General features: G+C 40.1%; 14 protein-coding genes and 2 pseudogenes. All 16 read left to right on the top strand.

Going from position 1 to position 17,115, the window contains the following annotated elements; translation table 11 throughout:
• Positions 1 to 98 precede the first annotated feature (98 nt).
• Positions 99 to 1,070: pseudogene (groEL, locus tag ACTNES_RS13735) on the top strand (chaperonin GroEL); the annotation flags it as partial.
• Positions 1,071 to 1,175: 105 nt separating this feature from the next.
• Positions 1,176 to 1,679, top strand: a complete 504-nt coding sequence (locus ACTNES_RS13730) for a flavodoxin family protein (protein WP_262655205.1) — start codon at positions 1,176 to 1,178, stop codon at positions 1,677 to 1,679.
• 51 nt (positions 1,680 to 1,730) lie between these two features.
• Positions 1,731 to 2,258 carry a MarR family winged helix-turn-helix transcriptional regulator gene (locus ACTNES_RS13725; RefSeq protein WP_154433061.1) on the top strand — a complete coding sequence of 176 codons (528 nt, stop codon included), beginning with the start codon at positions 1,731 to 1,733 and terminating at the stop codon, positions 2,256 to 2,258.
• On the top strand, positions 2,242 to 3,573 hold the full coding sequence (locus ACTNES_RS13720) for a citrate/2-methylcitrate synthase (RefSeq protein ID WP_416888015.1): 1,332 nt from the start codon (positions 2,242 to 2,244) through the stop codon (positions 3,571 to 3,573). Before ACTNES_RS13725 ends, ACTNES_RS13720 begins: the two co-directional genes overlap by 17 nt.
• Positions 3,567 to 4,445: a DUF445 domain-containing protein gene (locus ACTNES_RS13715; RefSeq protein WP_262655208.1), complete on the top strand. Its 879-nt coding sequence runs from the start codon at positions 3,567 to 3,569 to the stop codon at positions 4,443 to 4,445. The genes ACTNES_RS13720 and ACTNES_RS13715 overlap by 7 nt, the downstream gene beginning before the upstream one ends.
• Before the next feature lie 427 nt (positions 4,446 to 4,872).
• Positions 4,873 to 5,058: a helix-turn-helix domain-containing protein gene (locus ACTNES_RS13710; protein WP_075671598.1), complete on the top strand. Its 186-nt coding sequence runs from the start codon at positions 4,873 to 4,875 to the stop codon at positions 5,056 to 5,058.
• An 81-nt stretch (positions 5,059 to 5,139) separates the two neighbouring features.
• Positions 5,140 to 6,111 carry a helix-turn-helix domain-containing protein gene (locus ACTNES_RS13705; protein ID WP_441039681.1) on the top strand — a complete coding sequence of 324 codons (972 nt, stop codon included), beginning with the start codon at positions 5,140 to 5,142 and terminating at the stop codon, positions 6,109 to 6,111.
• A gap of 3 nt (positions 6,112 to 6,114) precedes the next feature.
• Positions 6,115 to 7,506, top strand: a pseudogene (locus ACTNES_RS13700) (tyrosine-type recombinase/integrase).
• 225 nt (positions 7,507 to 7,731) lie between these two features.
• Positions 7,732 to 8,910, top strand: coding sequence for an AAA family ATPase (locus ACTNES_RS13695; protein WP_427808693.1), 1,179 nt, complete (start codon positions 7,732 to 7,734; stop codon positions 8,908 to 8,910).
• Entirely contained in the window at positions 8,907 to 9,647 is a 741-nt protein-coding gene (locus ACTNES_RS13690) for a hypothetical protein (RefSeq protein ID WP_300335994.1), read from the top strand. Before ACTNES_RS13695 ends, ACTNES_RS13690 begins: the two co-directional genes overlap by 4 nt.
• A 1,079-nt stretch (positions 9,648 to 10,726) precedes the next feature.
• Complete coding sequence (locus ACTNES_RS13685; RefSeq protein ID WP_291809975.1) at positions 10,727 to 11,188, top strand: GNAT family N-acetyltransferase; 462 nt, start codon at positions 10,727 to 10,729, stop codon at positions 11,186 to 11,188.
• Positions 11,189 to 11,523: 335 nt separating this feature from the next.
• A complete protein-coding gene (locus ACTNES_RS13680) occupies positions 11,524 to 12,213 on the top strand; it encodes a Crp/Fnr family transcriptional regulator (protein ID WP_291809978.1) in 690 nt (229 codons plus the stop codon).
• A 20-nt stretch (positions 12,214 to 12,233) separates the two neighbouring features.
• Positions 12,234 to 13,232, top strand: coding sequence for an anaerobic sulfite reductase subunit AsrA (asrA, locus tag ACTNES_RS13675; protein ID WP_291809980.1), 999 nt, complete (start codon positions 12,234 to 12,236; stop codon positions 13,230 to 13,232).
• A 1-nt stretch (position 13,233) separates the two neighbouring features.
• Positions 13,234 to 14,022, top strand: coding sequence for an anaerobic sulfite reductase subunit AsrB (asrB, locus tag ACTNES_RS13670; protein ID WP_118576800.1), 789 nt, complete (start codon positions 13,234 to 13,236; stop codon positions 14,020 to 14,022).
• A 13-nt stretch (positions 14,023 to 14,035) separates the two neighbouring features.
• Positions 14,036 to 15,001, top strand: coding sequence for a sulfite reductase subunit C (gene asrC / locus ACTNES_RS13665; protein WP_291809988.1), 966 nt, complete (start codon positions 14,036 to 14,038; stop codon positions 14,999 to 15,001).
• Positions 15,002 to 15,462: 461 nt separating this feature from the next.
• Positions 15,463 to 16,824 (top strand): MATE family efflux transporter, encoded by a 1,362-nt coding sequence (locus tag ACTNES_RS13660; protein WP_291817171.1) that lies wholly within the window; start codon positions 15,463 to 15,465, stop codon positions 16,822 to 16,824.
• Positions 16,825 to 17,115 lie beyond the last annotated feature (291 nt).

The raw sequence follows: 17,115 nt of genomic DNA, 5'->3' as shown, positions 1-17,115 counted from the left end.
CCCCCCCCCCCCCCCCACCATTTACACGCAGAAGACGGCATACCAGATCACAGACTGTCTCGTGGGCTCGGAGATGTGTATAAGAGACAGACATGGAGGATCCTTATATCCTCATGACTGATAAGAAGATTTCAAATATCCAGGACATCCTTCCCATTTTGGAAAATGTGATGAGAGAGAGGAAAGAACTCCTCATCATTGCAGAAGATGTGGAGGGAGAGGCACTTACCACATTGATTGTCAACAGACTGAGAGGTACCCTGAAGGTCGTTGCTGTAAAGGCACCGGGATATGGTGACAGCAGAAAGGCAATGCTTGAAGATATCGCAACACTTACCGGCGGTCAGGTGATCATGGAAGATCTTGGCCTTGAACTTAAAGATACCACGATGGATATGCTTGGCCGTGCAAAATCTGTAAAGGTTACAAAGGAAAATACCACGATCGTAGACGGTGCCGGGAACAAGGAAGACATTGATGCACGCATCGCCAGCCTGAAGAGACAGATGGCTGAAACAACATCCGATTTTGATAAAGATAAACTCATGGACCGTATCGCGAAGATGGGCGGAGGCGTTGCAGTGATCCGTGTCGGCGCGGCAACAGAAACAGAAATGAAAGAAGCTAAATACCGCATGGAAGATGCCATGAACGCAACAAAAGCAGCCGTATCGGAAGGCATTATCTGCGGTGGCGGATCTGCATATATCCATGCACAGAAAAAGGTAGAGGAACTGTTAGCAGCCCTGGAGGGTGATGAGAAGACCGGAGCCAGAATCGTAGCAAAGGCACTGGAAGCACCACTGTATACGATTGTGGAAAATGCAGGTCTGGAAGGCCCGGTTATCGTAGACAAGGTAAAGAAGAGTGAGCCTGGCATGGGATTTGATGCAGCCTCAGAAACCTTTGTGGATATGATGAAACAGGGTATTATTGATCCGGTGAAGGTAACAAAGAATGCATTAATGAATGCGGTAAGTGTGGCAGCTACACTTCTTACTACAGAAGCTGCGGTAGCGGACATTAAGGAAAATACACCTGCGCCGCAGCCACAGCCGGAAATGTATTAAAGAGAACAGGTAAAATCAAATCATTGGCGAGCAACAAAATGGGGAGATGGCTGGTACATCTCCTCTTTTTGTTCGCTTCTGTTTTTATGTGAAATGAGGTCCATTATGAAATATGCAGTTATATATCAGTCAAAAAGTGGCAATACACGTTTAATAGCAGAAAAGATCTATGGTGCTTTAAATACAGAGGATAAAACAATTGTAGATATTGATACAGAGCAGGATATACCTGCGGCGGATGTCTATCTGATCGGGTTTGGAATTCATGGTTATTCCTGCAGCATGGATATCTCAGATGTATTTGAGCAGATTACAGGCGGAAAATATGCAGTGTTCGTTACCTGCGGTTATGTGCCGACAGAACAATATAAAGAAAAGCTTGAAAAAAATCTTGAAGTCTGGTACCCGGACGAGGGAGAGTATCTGGGAATGTTTCTCTGTCAGGGGAATGTGGAGTCAGATAGAAGGAAAATTATGATCAGCCAGATGCCAAGTAAAGAAAAAGAGATGCAGCAGATGTTTCGACTGGGAAATACCCATCCGGATGAAGAAGATCTGGAAAATGCGGTTGATTTTGCCATTAAAATTCAGGCAGAAATTGGGGATTAAATAAGAAAATAACATGTATTGATGTAAATAAAAAGAGAGGAGCGGTTGAAGATGCCAGAGCAGAGAGAAATATTGAATGCAAATGAAATCAGAAAGTTTACAAATGAATTAACCTATCGTCGGTATCTGATGAACAAAGGAAAAATACAGGAACTGTTTCGTAAAATGACACTTCAGGAGTATATTGCTTTGTATACTATAGAATCTGAGAGAGAAAATTCTCCGAATAATAATGGGAGAACGTATTTAAAGGATTTATCAGAAAAGATGCAGCTGACAATACGGCAGACATCAAAAATGGTAGAAAAGCTGAAAGATCGTGGACTGGTACTGTGGTCTTATGAAGGAAGCGGAAGTGAAGGAACATATGTGACTGTTACAGAAACGGGACAGAAACTGTTTAAGGGTCAGGAAATGATTCTGAGAGAATGTTATGGAAAAGTGATCAACAAATTCGGAAAAGATAATTTGATCATGTTATTAAAAATGATGAAACAACTGGATAACCTGATGTGCAGCGAAATAAAAGGGATGGGAGAGGTCGATTCGTATGGGAGAGCTGATGAAGCGGATGAATGATTATGCTGTGCAGAATGAAGCTATCTGCCGGAAAAATGATCATATTGATCCTAGATTGTATGAAGAGTTTGGTGTTAACCGGGGGCTGCGGGATGAAAATGGAAAAGGTGTGCTTACCGGTTTGACTAAGATTTCCCGTATTGTATCATCATGTGTGAAAGATGGAGAAAAAGTACCTTGTGACGGGGAATTGTGGTATCGTGGATATAAGGTAGAAAAATTGATTGGCAATCTTGGAGAAGAACAGCTTGGTTTTGAAAAGATCGCTTATCTTCTGTTGATGGGGGAATTGCCTTCAGAAGATGAAGAAAAAAAGTTCCGGGAAGTGATTGGCACATGCAGAACGCTTCCAACGAACTTTACCAGAGATGTTATTATGAAGGCACCATCTGAGGATATTATGAATTCAATGACAAGAAGTATTCTGACACTGGCTGCTTATGATAAAAAGGCAAAAGACATCAGCGTCAGTAATTCGTTGCGGCAGTGCATCCAACTGATTAGTGAATTTCCACTCCTTGCTGTATATGCATATCATGCCTATAATCATTACGAAAAAAACCAGAGTATGTATATCCATAATCCGGATCCGAAACTGTCTACAGCTGAGAATCTTCTAATGATGCTCAGGCATGATCAGAAATACACACCGGTTGAAGCGAAAGTTCTGGATACTTCATTGATTCTTCATATGGAACATGGCGGCGGAAATAATTCTACTTTTACAACCAGAGTGGTGACCTCTTCCGGTTCAGATACATATTCAACAATTGCTGCCGCTATGTCATCTTTGAAGGGACCGAAGCATGGCGGCGCAAACATAAAAGTTGTGGAGATGATGGATAATATACGGGAAAATGTAAAGGATTTTTCTGATAAAGAAGAAATATCAGCATATCTTATGAAGATAATTGACAAACAGGTATTTGACAAAAAAGGGTTGATTTACGGAATGGGACATGCGGTGTATACATTGTCGGATCCAAGAGAAAGAGTATTTAAAAAATATGTGGAAGCGCTGGCAAGAGAGAAAGGCCGGGAGAGCGATCTCCAGCTCTATGAGAATGTTGAAGTGATTGCACCTAAACTGATTGCAGAAAACAGAAATACTATAAAACGAGTGAGCCCGAATGTGGACTTTTACAGCGGATTTGTATATGACATGCTAGGCATTCCACGTGAATTATATACTGCGATTTTTGCAGTAGCGAGGGTAGTCGGGTGGAGTGCGCATCGTATGGAAGAACTGATCTGCACAGATAAGATTATCCGTCCAGCTTATATGAGTGTTATGGAGGAAAAAGAAAAATGTTAGAAAAACTGGCAGGACCCATTATAGGGGCATTGATTGGATACTGTACTAATTATATCGCTGTCAAAATGCTGTTTTATCCTAAACAGGAAGTCAGAATCTTTGGACGAAAACTTCCTTTTACTCCGGGGGCAATTCCTAAAGGAAAGCCAAGGCTTGCCAGAGCAATCGGAATTATTGTGGCGGACGATCTTCTAACGGAAGATGATATTAAACAGAAAATGATTTCTTTGGAAACAGAAAATGCTGTTGTGGATCAGATTGTTCAGGGATTATCTGTTGATCTTCATACCTGTGTTTCAAAAGTATGTTCGTCCGAGTTGAATTATGAAGAGATAAAAAACAGATTGATTTCTGAACTGTCCAGCCAGATCCTTGATTCTGTTCAACATATGAATCTGGATAATCTTATTGTTCAGGAAGCCGGAAAAGCTGTTAAAGCCAAAACAAAGGGCTCCATGTTGGAAATGTTTCTGAATGATGAAATGCTTAATTCCCTGATACAGCCTGTTGGAGGAGAAATAGTAAAGTATATTAATGAAAAAGGACCAGATTTTATAAAGGAAGAACTGGAAACTAAAATTGATACGTTAGGAGAACAATCTGTCATAGATCTCTGTAACCATATGAATATTTCGGAAGGAGCCGTTCGAAAAATAGTAGCAGATTTTTATCACAAAGCAATTGATTCTGTCATCGGAAAGCTGATCGGTAATTTGAATATTGCAGAAATTATCGAAGATAAAATCAATGCTATGAATGTAGATAGTCTGGAGAAACTGGTGCTGACTGTGATGAAAAAAGAATTGGATACAATTGTAAATCTTGGGGCTTTAGTAGGTGCAGTTTTAGGAGTTTTAAATATTATTATATAATTTCTTATGTAAAGAAGATAATGATTGTAAACTAAGTTTTCATGGATGAATGAAAAGATATATATGATATAGCACAAATAGGACAAGAGGACAACAGGAATTTACTGTGTAGTTGTGATTGTATTGATGAACACTGTTTGTAAGAGATAACCTCCAGTTTATCTGTTTCTTAAAATGACAATATCATGGAATAAATACAACATAATGAGAACATGTTACCTTCGTATGATTCGATTCATACGGAGGTTTCTTTTTGCCAATTTTTCTCATCTTGACATTTTTTTACTGAAACATGTTGTATAAGTCCCTCTGAAACTTTGGATATATAGAGGGACATTTATATCCGCGAGCAACGGGCCAAGCGGACATGCTTGCATGTCTATTTGGCATGCCGCCTCCAAAATAATGAAATGTGAGGTAATGACATATGTCAGAGAAAAGATGTTATACAGTAAAAGAGTTACAGGAGATCCTTGGTGTCAGCAGACCGACAATATATAACCTTCTGAAGAAAAATGAGTTCCGGTGGATCCAGCTGGATGGCGGAAAGTACCGTATTTCCAAAAAGAGCTTTGATGACTGGCTGGATAAGCTGCCGGAATCTTCCAACTAATCTTCTATCCGGATGAAAAATCGACATCCTAAATTTTTTTGAAAAAGTGCGGTATGGTATGGGAAGAAGGAGGAAAGCTTCATGGATGAGAAGGGAAAAATGAATACCGAGGAATACGAAGAACTGATAAAGGAAGTGAAAGCAAACAGCCCATACAAGAGGCTGTCTTCTGCGAAAAAGAAATGGATGAGTGTTTCTGAGATGGGCGAGCTCCTGGGGCTTAAAAAGACGGATCGGTATTGGCTGGTACATAAAAACTTTTTTGAGACCAAAGAGATTGCCGGAAAGATGCGGGTCAATATTGAGAGTTTTGAAAAGTGGTATGCGAATCAGATTAAATATCATAAAGTCAACGGAGAAGAACCGGGAAAGGAATTGAAAGAATGGTCTTATTCTGTTCCGGAACTTGCAGAAATGCTGGGGCTTACGGATGGTGCCGTTTATGACCTGATCAAGCGGAATAAGATCGAGGTTGTGATTGTGGATTACTGGAAACGTGTACCAAAAGCTGCATTTCAGAAATGGTATGACGGACAGTCCAGATACCGCACGAAGGATGATAAAAAGAGGGATGCGGAAATGGAGGCCGCAACTCTCACTATGCCGGAAATGGCCAGACAGCTGGGAATCACCAGAAATCAGGTATATGGCATCCTGAATAGTCAAAAGTATCAGCATTTCTTTGAGTTCGTCACGATCGCTGATCGAAAAAGAATCACAAAGGAAAGCTTTCAGAAGTTTCTGGACGGGCAGGATGAATATCATCTGGATCCGGCAAACGATTATGAAGAACTGGCAATGGAAGAAAATGTGGCACTGGCGAATTATCGGAGAAAGAAACTGGCACAGACCGGGGAACGAGGAAGGAATGGCAATCTGCAGTATCTTACTATAGATGAAGCAGCCTTTATGGCAAAGGTCAGCCGGTCCATGATAAATGTCTGGTACACAAAAGGATATTTTCCGGTTGTAAAAATAAGGAACCATGTTCGGATCAAACGAAAAGAATTTGAAGTGTGGCTGGAAAAGAGAAATATAGAAAGGGGTTGTTAAATTATGGCATCAATCAGAGAACGAAATGGAAAATTTAATGTGATCTATTCCTATACTGATGCAGACGGGAAACGGAAGCAGAAATGGGAAACTTATGCTACAAAGGCAGAGGCAAAGAAACGCAAGAAAGAGATTGAATATAAAGAAGAAATGGGATCCATGATAATCCCGCAGTGTAAAACCATGAAGGATCTTCTGGCAGAATACGTTGCCCTGTATGGGAAAGACAACTGGGCATTATCTACGTATGATGGAAATGTTTCTCTCATAAATAATTATATCCTTCCGATCATCGGGGATGAAAAACTGTCGGAGATCAATACCCGTTTTATTGAAAAATATTATCAGAGATTGTTGAAAGCTCCGGCTGTGGTCAATCCTATGATTGGGAAAAGAAAGAATGAATATGTATCTACCAGTACCATCAGAGATATCCATAAACTCCTCCGAAGCTGTTTTAAACAGGCTGTCAAATGGGAACTGATGGAGAAGAATCCTTGTATCTATGCGACCGTACCAAAACATAAAACAAAGAAACGTGAGATCTAGACTGCAGAAACTCTGATGTACGCACTGGAAGTATGTGAGGATGATCGGCTAAAGCTGACAATGAACCTTTCCTTCTCCTGCTCTCTCCGGATCAGTGAGCTTCTGGGGCTTACCTGGGATTGTGTGGACATCTCGGAGGAAGCAATTGAGGAAAACCGGGCATATCTGTTTATTAATAAGGAATCTCAGCGAGTGAGCAAATCCGCTTTAAAAGAGTTGGATGCAAAAGATGTGCTGCTGATATTTCCAGAAAAAAGCAAGACCAATAAAACAGTCCGTGTTTTGAAAACACCGAAGACAGACAGCAGTGTCCGAAAGGTTTTCCTTCCAAAGTCTGTCGCAAAGATGCTGATCGAATGGAAAGAAAAACAGGATGAGACAAAGGAAGTTCTTGGAGATGAATACATGGACTATAACCTGGTCATGGCAAGTACGTTTGGTCTTCCTTTGGGGGATGGCGCGATCCGGAAGCCATTAAATCAGTTGATTAAGGACTATGATCTCCCACCGGTTGTTTTCCACAGTCTCAGACACAGCAGTGTTACCTATAAGTTGAAACTGAATGGTGGAGATATTAAGGCTGTCCAGGGAGATTCCGGACATGCCCAGGTCAGCATGGTTACGGATGTATATTCCCACATCCTGGATGATGACCGGAAGAAAAATGCAGAGCTGTTTGAAGAAGCATTTTATGAGAAAAAAGATTTGGATCCCCAGATGCATCCGAATACAGCACAAAACACGGTAGCGGTTCCGGAAGGCGTGGATGCAGAACTGCTTGCAAAGGTTCTTAATAATCCTGAGATGGCGGCACTGCTTGCGTCATTGGCGAAGACAATGAAGTAATGAAAGTATTTGTTTATTCTGTTTTAAATAGGGAAATAATGTAATAAGAATAACATCTAATATTTGTTTAGGTATCAAAAAAAGGAGAAAAACATAAAATCTAAAATAAATTAATTACTGTAAAATAAAGGCTTTTTAGAGTTTAGATATAGACATATTTTTAAAACATTATTATAATTAAATCAGATTAGATATTATAGAAACTCGGGATAAGAGGAGGATTCAATGAATATAAAAGAAATCAAAATTAAAAATTTCAAATCACTTTATGATGTGTCTTTCTGCCCTGGGAATATCAATGTTTTTATTGGCGCCAATGGTTCAGGAAAATCTTCTGTTTTGGAAGCTATTGGTGTGCTGAGTGCAGCCATGACAGACCGTGTGAATAATAATAGTCTTCAGCGGAAGGGGGTTCGGCTTAGTACTTCATCATTATATAAGTCGCAGTTTCGTTCTATTGAACGAAGTATGCCAACGGTTGATTTTGCCATGAGCTGGAAGAGAAATAAAAACGAGTATGAATATTCTGTACATCTTACTACACCTGCAGATGATGATACCTGGAAATATCATTCGGAAAGTGTTTCTAAAAACGGAGAAAATGTATTTGGCCGAAGTAATCGATCAAGCGTACAATTAAATAATAAGGTAGGATATTATGCTCTGTCAGAAAAACTAAACGGAGAAGAATATACAGATATGGGAAACTATATCTCTGGGTACGGAATTTATCAGCCGGATACTCTTACTCTGCGTGGAAATGTGGCAGATCCTACACAGGTTACGCCAATCGGACTGAATGGCGGCAGACTTGCTGATGCAATGGAGGATTTATTCTCGGCTGTAGATGATGAGATAATGTTTGGAGCAATGAGTATGGATGATGTTCTTGAATTAATCGAGTGGGCATCGGATATTCATATCGCAAGGCCCAAAAAGTCGAATCTGAATCCGGGAGTTCCGAGTACACGACAGGTCATCGAATTTCAGGATCGTTTTTTAAAGGATAAAGCAGTATTTACCGGATATGATGCCAGTGAAGGTGCTTTGTATGTTCTGTTTATGCTGACACTGGCTATGCATCCGGATGTGCCGGGAATGTTTGCGATTGACAGTTTTGATCATGCTTTAAATCCTAGACTGGCAAAAAGAATCACAGAAGTATTTAGTCAGCTGATAATTGAGAGCGACAAGACGGTTTTCATGACAACACATAACCCCCTTGTACTGGATGGACTGAATCTGGCGGATGATAGGATACGACTGTTTGCCATTAATAAAAATAAGTATGGGCACGCTGAATTAAATAGAATCCAGATTTCTCAAGAACTTTTAGAAACAGGACAATCCTTATCCAGACTTTGGATTAACGGACTTCTGGGAGGTGTTCCGGAACTGTTATGAAAAAGAGGATAGGAATTGTAGGTGAAGGACCGACAGATTATCTTGTACTTAAATGCATGATCGATCAGATAACCGGAGAAGAAAATGATTATCTGAGAATTCAGCCGGAACAAAATATGCTAGGCGAGTACGGAAATGGGTGGAAAGGTGTATGGAACTGGTGTGAGTCTACAGGACAGAATCTGGATAAGATTATGAAGGGTATCTCTCCTCAGATTGATATGATTGTAATTCAAATGGATGGTGACGTGGCTCGGAAAGAAAAAGAGGTTCATTGTCGGTGTGCAACTGTCGAATGCGAGCATAAGGGGAAAGTTCATCCATTAGGATGTGAAACGTTAATAGATGGCTCATGTCCGGTAGATATTCCGTGTAAAGATCATGAGAACACACCGGAAGGATATCGCAGCCATATAACACATTGTGTTTTACAATGGCTTGGAACAGATACCGAGAGAAATGATATTATTATTACGGTGCCATGTGACAGTACAGATACATGGATTGTTGCTGCTTTTGATCCTATGGAGGAGATAGAAAAAATCCAAAATCCATGGGAGGATATTATTTCCAGAAAAAAGGATTACCATGGAATAAGAATACCAGGTCATAAAAAGAATAATCGTATATACCAGCAGCTGATTCCTACTTTGGAAAGTCATTGGAAACAAGTAATTGATCTGTGTGATTCTGCTAAATATTTTGAAAAAGCAGTAAAAGTAGCCTGGGGTGAATAAAGAAAATATCTCCATCATTTAGCAACAAAATGAAGGAGATATTAATGAAATGAAGGAGATTTTGGTAAAATGGTGCCGTGCCGGCAACTGTATATGTTCGTATTTAAGCGGCTGTCGTGGTCGAAACACCATAGACAAATTTTCAATAACGGTGTATAGTAATAATAGAAATCTGGTCAATTGAATATTCATGTAATCAGGCAGAGCCAACCTCGAAAAACCTGCGGTTTTCCTTGGTGTATGGCTTCGCCAAATAGAACTACAAAAAATGTCTCTTGTGAGCGAGCTCACAGATTCATTTTTATGTATTTCTGCTTGGCTCTGCTGATTACATATTGTTTATCATTCCCGCTTGTAAGGGGATGGTAGCCGGTATATGATATCTGTCAGTAACAACAGAGCTTTCCCCGGATGTTAGCAGCTGCAAAGAATCTGCTAATTTTCAGGTCTTATCTGGTCTTGACAGAAAGGGTATTCAGATTACCAGAATTTGATTCGAAAATAAAAAAAGTCCTTGATAATAAAGGGCTAAATATAACAGTTCTTGACGGGAATTGACAGAACCACAGAGCTCTCCTAAGCGAAGGAGCGGAGGTTCAAATCCTCTTATGGACGGGTTTCAAAGCGTTCGAAAATGTTAGCTGGATTAGCTGACAGCGAACGCTTTTCTTATTTTCTGATCACGTTCGTGTCATGAATTCCCATTCAAAATGATCAATTTCCAGCTAACGCAATCCGATTTTTGTTAGCTGACAGCTAATCAAAATTACCGCTTTGCAAACATGGGTTTTAGAAAGTCCAGCTAACATTTGGGTTCCGCTCTGTTGTTACCCCTTATTCGGGGATGTAAATCAGAGAAAAGGCGGGAAAAGAAACAATCTCTCCTGAATCTGCAAACATGAATTAGCTGAAACAGTATTCAATTCTATTAGCTACAGCTAATGGTCAAACAGCAATGTCTGTTTGGAATTTTACTAACTAAAAAAGTTCCAGGCAGGCATTTTTTAGTTCCTGAATCCTGGAGGAAAGGAGTCAAGAAGGCTGAGCCAAACAGACAATCAGGAGAAAACGAAAATTCTTTGGAAGATGGAATCTTGCATCACCAGGAAAATGTAGATCTTCTTCCGGTAAATATTGAGCTTTCCGCATTGGAAGTAACGATGGGAAATGTGATGAGCAGAGAAATGATCATGAAGGAATATATCGATGTGATAAGATCCCGATACGATTATATCCGGATCGACTGTATGCCGAGCCTTGGTATGATGACGATCGATGCACTGGTATCCTCTGATTCCGTTCTGCTAAACGATGAATATATCGAAGGTATTTTTGTCGCTGATGAAATGCAGTCATGTGGCATAGGTAAGCTTTTATTAGATTATATTAAGGATAAAAAAGTTAGATTACAATTAAATGTATACCAGAAGAATGCCAGAGCAATTTCTTTTTACCAAAGAGAAGGGTTCATTATTCAATGTGAAGGTTTGGATGAAGCTACTGGTGAAAAAGAGTACACCATGCTATGGAAACAAAAATAGAAATCGGAATTTGTCTAATCAGAGAAAATTGAATGTTGCAAAATCATAATGCCAGTGTACATTAAATATGCACTGGCATTTTTATGTACAATTTTACAAGAATGTCCATGTGTGGACAAGAACTGATAAGTGAAGATAGATTTTTAATTATAAGATTGGTAAATTATAAGCAGATGGACATCTGTACATAAATATTCGGATGAAGTAATTATCTATATAAATGTGACGTACATCACGGAAAACGATAAACTTTTTTATTATAATACCAAAGGAAAGCAAGACAGGAGTAGTTTATTATCAAGAACTGCAAAAGTTATGCTAGTGAGGTTGATGCAATGGGACAGATAGCAATCAGAGAATTGAGAAATATGGATTTTTTCAGAGAAATACCAAAGGATATTCTGCAGAATCTGCTTAATGAAAGTAAAATTGTTTCTTATAAGAAAAAAGAAGTGATATTCCATTCACGCAGCAGAACACCAAAAGTATATTTTGTGTATTCCGGAGAAGTGATGCTTTATAATCTGACAAAGCACGGAAATCGAAAGGTGATTTTTATCCTGGGACAAGGACGGCTTTTAAATCAGAGTATTGTAAGTAAAAAGCCCAATGCACTTTTTTGTGAGGCGACCTGTCCGGTGCAGATACTAGAAATTGCAGAAGAAGCATTCCTTCATCTTATGGAGCAGAGTCATGATCTGACAAGAGCTGTTCTGAGAGAATATGAAAGAAATCTCTGGCGAATGGGTCATCAGTTAAAAAATACGACCGGGAACATGCAGATGGAACGAAAAATAGCTGCAAAATTGTGGAAGCTGGGTCGTGATTTTGGCGTGGATACGGAAGAAGGAGTGATGATAGATATTGATCTTACCATTACCCTGATGGCAGATCTGGTTGGAGCACCAAGGGAAAATGTATCCCGTGCCTGTAAGGTCCTTACAGACAGAGGTCTGATCCATTATGGTAATAAGCGATTTACACTGATAGATTTTGAAGGTCTTGCAGAATTCTATAAAATGTGATTATAAGAAAGGGGTATCTGATGGGAAAACGTTTCAACAATGATGAGATGCAGAAGATTTTTGAAGTTCTGCAGGAATCCTATGATGTGTATGGACCGAAAATTTACCAGGGAACAGGCTGTTTTTCAGATACAGATGTAATTCGTTATGGACGGTTGGACAGCTGGGAAGAACTTGTCTGGGACCAGAAGTCGGATTACAGTTTTAAGGAAGTATTGTTTCCAATTTCAGAGACGATTCTTTATTTTACAGAGAATGAGATGAAAACAGCAGACGGAGTAGCAAGACAGAGATTGATTTTTTTGAAAAGCTGTGATTTTCATGCTCTGAAACGTCTGGATGAGATGTACCTGAAAAACGGTGCAGAGGATTATTATTACAGAAGAATGCGGGAAAATACAGTTTTTGCTGTGATGGGTTGTAAGGAATCCGGCAAAAATTGTTTTTGTGTAAGTATGGGGACAAATCGTTGTGAAGAATATGATATGTATATTTTTCAGGATGAAAAGGGTTGTTACATGGAACTGAGATGCAGAGAACTGGAAGAATTATTATGGGATTATGGACAGAATGTTCAGGAGAAACCGACTTTTGTGGAAAAGAATGAGGTTTATGTAGAGATTCCGGAGAAACTTCCGGATACAATTCACCAGGATTCCATGTGGCAGGAATATGGCAGCCGCTGTATTGGCTGTGGACGCTGCAATTTTGTCTGTCCCACATGTACCTGTTTTACTATGCAGGATATTTTTTATAAAGACAATCCAAAGGCTGGAGAGCGCCGCCGTGTATGGGCTTCCTGTCAGGTGGACGGATATTCTGACATTGCCGGAGGGCACAGCTTCCGCCAGAATCAGGGTGAAAGAATGCGTTTTAAGGTATTACATAAAATTTCAGATTATAAGAAAAGATTTGGATACCATATGTGTGTCGGCTGCGGACGTTGTGAAAATGTGTGTCCGGAGTATATTTCCTATATTGCATGTCTTCAGAAACTGAAAGAAAAGGAGGAAAAATAAGATGGCAAATGAATATATTCCTTTCTTATCTAAGATAAAAGAAATTGTGAAGCATACAGAGACAGAATATACATTCCGTATGACATATGTGGGAGAAGTAAGACCAGGACAGTTTTTTGAAGTTTCTATTCCGAAATATGGTGAGGCGCCCATTTCTGTCAGTGGTATCGGAGAAGATTATGTTGATCTGACCATACGTAAGGTTGGTAAAGTAACCGGAGAAATTTTTGAACTGAATGAGGGAAGCAGCTTTTTTATGCGTGGTCCTTATGGAAATGGTTTCGAGAAAGAGAATTATCAGGGGAAAGAACTGATCGTGGTAGCCGGTGGAACAGGAGTATCTCCTGTGCGAGGCGTGATCAGTTACTTCGGTGAGCATCAGAATGAAGTGAAAAAATTACATACGATTCTTGGTTTTAAATCTCCGTCAGATATTTTGTTCCGTGAAGATCTGAAAAAATGGGAACAGCAGATGGATCTGATCCTGACGGTGGACTCATCTGATGATGATGCTTATAGGACAGGACTTGTTACAAAATATATTCCGGAACTTGAACCTGATAATATCCATGAGACTGCAGCTATTGTTGTCGGACCTCCGGTCATGATGAAATTTGCAGTAGCAGAGCTTTTAAAGCTGGGAATGAAGGAAGAACAGATATGGATCTCGCAGGAAAGAAAAATGTGCTGTGGACTTGGTAAATGTGGGCATTGCCGAATGAATGACACATATATTTGTCTGGATGGTCCGGTATTCTGCTATTCAGAAGGCAAAAAACTGTTTGATTAGGGAGGAAATCATAATGGATATTAATACAAAGAAACTGAAGAAAAATGCCTTCCGTGTATCAAAGGTTCGTGGACTTACGGCTTCCAGAGTGCGTGTTCCGGGAGGCTGCTGTAATGCAGATGTTATGCAGCAGGTGGTGGATATTGCCAAAAAATATGGAAACGGACAGATTCATCTTACCACACGCCAGGGATTTGAAATTGAGGGAATCCATATGGAAGATATGGATAAAGTTAATGAGATGCTCCAGCCGATTATTGATAATCTTCAGATTAATCAAAATGAGACAGGTACCGGGTATCCGGCATCAGGAACCAGAAATGTCTGTGCATGTATCGGAAACAGAGTCTGTCCTTTTGGCAATTATAATACAGCAGCTTTTGCGAAGAAAATTGAAAAGGCGATATTTCCTAATGATCTTCATTTTAAAATTGCGCTTACAGGCTGTGCCAATGACTGTATTAAGGCGAGAATGCACGATTTTGGAATTATCGGCATGACAGAGCCGCAATATGAGCCGAATCGTTGTGTTTCCTGTGGTGCATGTATAAAAGGCTGTGATAAGCTATCTGTGGATGCGTTAAAGATGGAAAACTACAGGATTGTACGCAACGAAGAAAAATGTGTGGGATGTGGAGTCTGTGTGACAAAATGTCCGACCAGAGCATGGACCAGAAGTGAAAAGAAATACTATCGTCTGACACTTATGGGACGAACAGGAAAGAAAAATCCACGTCTGGGAGAAGATTTTCTGATCTGGGCAGACGAAGACACCATCATCAAAGTTATCCTGAATACCTATAAATTTGTGAAGGAATATATTGATCCCAATGCGCCTGGCGGTAAGGAACATGTGGGATACATTATTGACCGTGTAGGTTTTGCAGAATATAGAAAATGGGCATTGGACGGTGTAGAGCTTCCACCGGAAACAATCGTGAAAAATAATATTTACTGGAGCGGAATACATTATAGATAATTTCAGGGAAAAGATCATCAGAATCAATAAAGCCGATGCGGGATTTTTGAATACTGCATGGGCTTTATTGATTTTACAGAGGTTTTGAAAATTTGATTTTTACTGGTTCATCAGGACTTGTCATTCGAGATGTCGGTCAGGAAACAGGATGTTACCTTTTGTAGATAAAACGATTTTGGTCAGATTGAGAACTCTTTGTTTTTCTGATATAATCCTGTCTTTGACAGTTGTTAGAAGAAAAAATCACTGTATCCCTTGTGTTTACTGGGGTTCAGCGATTTTTGCCATTGTTTTGAAGTATAGTAATTGCAAGTACTTTTTTTATTATTCAACTGTCAAACTCCTGAGCTGAAAGCTAGCAAGAAAAAGCACGCAAATATTCTTCATTTTCACCTCTTTACAAACCTTTTTCAACAGAGTATTGTATAATTCGGATGAAGTAATTTTTATGAGGTAAATTTATGTGTGAAAATGAAAAAAAGAAATCTCATTCCATTGAGATGACCACAGGCTCTCTCTGGAAAAATATACTCCTCTTCAGCCTTCCGCTTATGGGATCACAGGTACTGGAGGTTCTTTTTAACTTAAGCGATGTTGCCGTTGTTGGACGTTTTGCAGATTATATGGCATTAGGTGCCGTCGGCTCAACAACTTTGCTGGTTACTCTGTTTACCGGAATCCTTATCGGAATGGGTGCCGGTGTCAATGTTCGCGTAGCTCATGAACTGGGTGCCGGAGATAAAAAAGGCATAGAAGAAACAATCCATACTTCTCTTCTTTTGTGCGCAATCACAGGTCTGCTCGTCTGCGCCATCTGTCTTCTGTTTTCCGGACGGATGCTGTCCATGATGAACACGAAGCCGGAACTTATTGACCAGGCTATTTTATATATGAAGATTTATTCTCTGGGAATGCCAGCAATGGCTGTGTACAATTTCGGTAACGGCGTATTAAGTGCCCGGGGTGATACAAAAAGACCGTTGATCTACCTTTTCATTGCAGGTGTAATCAATGTTCTTCTGAATTTATTTTTCGTTATCGTCTGTCATATGGAAGCCGTAGGTGTTGCAACAGCCAGCGCGATTTCTCTCTATGTCTCTGCTTCTCTGGTGATGATCCATCTCCTCAGAAGAACCGATGACTGCAAAGTATCTCTGCGTAAGATCTGCCTGCACCCTAAGGCCTGCAAAGCAGTTCTCATGCTTGGTATCCCTACAGGTCTTCAGAACGGAATCTTTGCCATTGCAAACCTGTTTGTGCAGACTGGTGTCAACTCTTTTGATGCAGTGATGGTTTCCGGAAATGCAGCTGCTGCAAATGCTGACTCCCTGATCTATAATGTCATGTTTTCTTTTTATACTGCATGTGCAAGCTTTATCGGTCAGAACTGGGGTGCCGGTAATAAAAAACGAATGCTGAAATCTTATAGAGTCAGCCTTACATATGCCTTCATTTTCGGTGCAATCCTGGGTGGACTACTCCTTGTGTTTGGCCCACAGTTTCTCTCTCTGTTTGCTACGGAACCAGCAGTTATTGATGCTGGTATGCAGAGGATTCGTATCATGGCATTCAGCTATGCATTCAGCTGTTTTATGGACGGCAGCATTGCCGCATCCCGAGGTATCGGAAAAAGTATTCCGCCTACCATTATCGTTATCCTGGGCTCCTGCGTATTTCGTATTGTCTGGATTTATACAGTATTTGCACATTTCCAGACGATTTCATCACTGTATCTTTTGTATATCTTCTCATGGGGAATTACAGGACTTGCAGAAACTCTGTTTTTTGTTATAAGTTTTAAGAAAATTTGGACTGGAAAATAGTCACAGCCACTCTGTGACTTATATGCCAGGTGGATTCCGCAATTGACTGGAAAGAAAATCAGCTTACAAAACGGGTGAAATATCAATCGGAATTGACCGAGCTGAAAGCGAGTTTTCTGTGTTCTAAGACAGGAAAAGCACTGTATGATGAGAAGACGAAGCTGTGGTGCACTGGTCCAGCATATATAGCTGAACTGTATATGGAAGAATTAAAGGAATCCGAATATAAGATGTGAGTATGGACTGTCTCTTATACACATCTGACGCTGCCGACGACCTACCTAGTGTAGA

Source organism: Blautia sp. HCP3S3_D9, from assembly GCF_052063845.1.
Lineage (GTDB): Bacteria > Bacillota > Clostridia > Lachnospirales > Lachnospiraceae > Blautia_A.
Note: the sequence above shows the minus strand (reverse complement) of the source record. Positions and strands in the feature narration are given on the sequence as shown.

Bases quoted from the DNA above. Each gene is read 5' to 3' on its own strand.
- ACTNES_RS13730 (WP_262655205.1), top strand. From the start codon at position 1,176: ATGAAATATGCAGTTATATATCAGTCAAAAAGTGGCAATACACGTTTA.
- ACTNES_RS13725 (WP_154433061.1), top strand. From the start codon at position 1,731: ATGCCAGAGCAGAGAGAAATATTGAATGCAAATGAAATCAGAAAGTTT.
- ACTNES_RS13720 (WP_416888015.1), top strand. From the start codon at position 2,242: ATGAAGCGGATGAATGATTATGCTGTGCAGAATGAAGCTATCTGCCGG.
- ACTNES_RS13715 (WP_262655208.1), top strand. From the start codon at position 3,567: ATGTTAGAAAAACTGGCAGGACCCATTATAGGGGCATTGATTGGATAC.
- ACTNES_RS13710 (WP_075671598.1), top strand. From the start codon at position 4,873: ATGTCAGAGAAAAGATGTTATACAGTAAAAGAGTTACAGGAGATCCTT.
- ACTNES_RS13705 (WP_441039681.1), top strand. From the start codon at position 5,140: ATGGATGAGAAGGGAAAAATGAATACCGAGGAATACGAAGAACTGATA.
- ACTNES_RS13695 (WP_427808693.1), top strand. From the start codon at position 7,732: ATGAATATAAAAGAAATCAAAATTAAAAATTTCAAATCACTTTATGAT.
- ACTNES_RS13690 (WP_300335994.1), top strand. From the start codon at position 8,907: ATGAAAAAGAGGATAGGAATTGTAGGTGAAGGACCGACAGATTATCTT.
- ACTNES_RS13680 (WP_291809978.1), top strand. From the start codon at position 11,524: ATGGGACAGATAGCAATCAGAGAATTGAGAAATATGGATTTTTTCAGA.
- asrA (WP_291809980.1), top strand. From the start codon at position 12,234: ATGGGAAAACGTTTCAACAATGATGAGATGCAGAAGATTTTTGAAGTT.
- asrB (WP_118576800.1), top strand. From the start codon at position 13,234: ATGGCAAATGAATATATTCCTTTCTTATCTAAGATAAAAGAAATTGTG.
- asrC (WP_291809988.1), top strand. From the start codon at position 14,036: ATGGATATTAATACAAAGAAACTGAAGAAAAATGCCTTCCGTGTATCA.
- ACTNES_RS13660 (WP_291817171.1), top strand. From the start codon at position 15,463: ATGTGTGAAAATGAAAAAAAGAAATCTCATTCCATTGAGATGACCACA.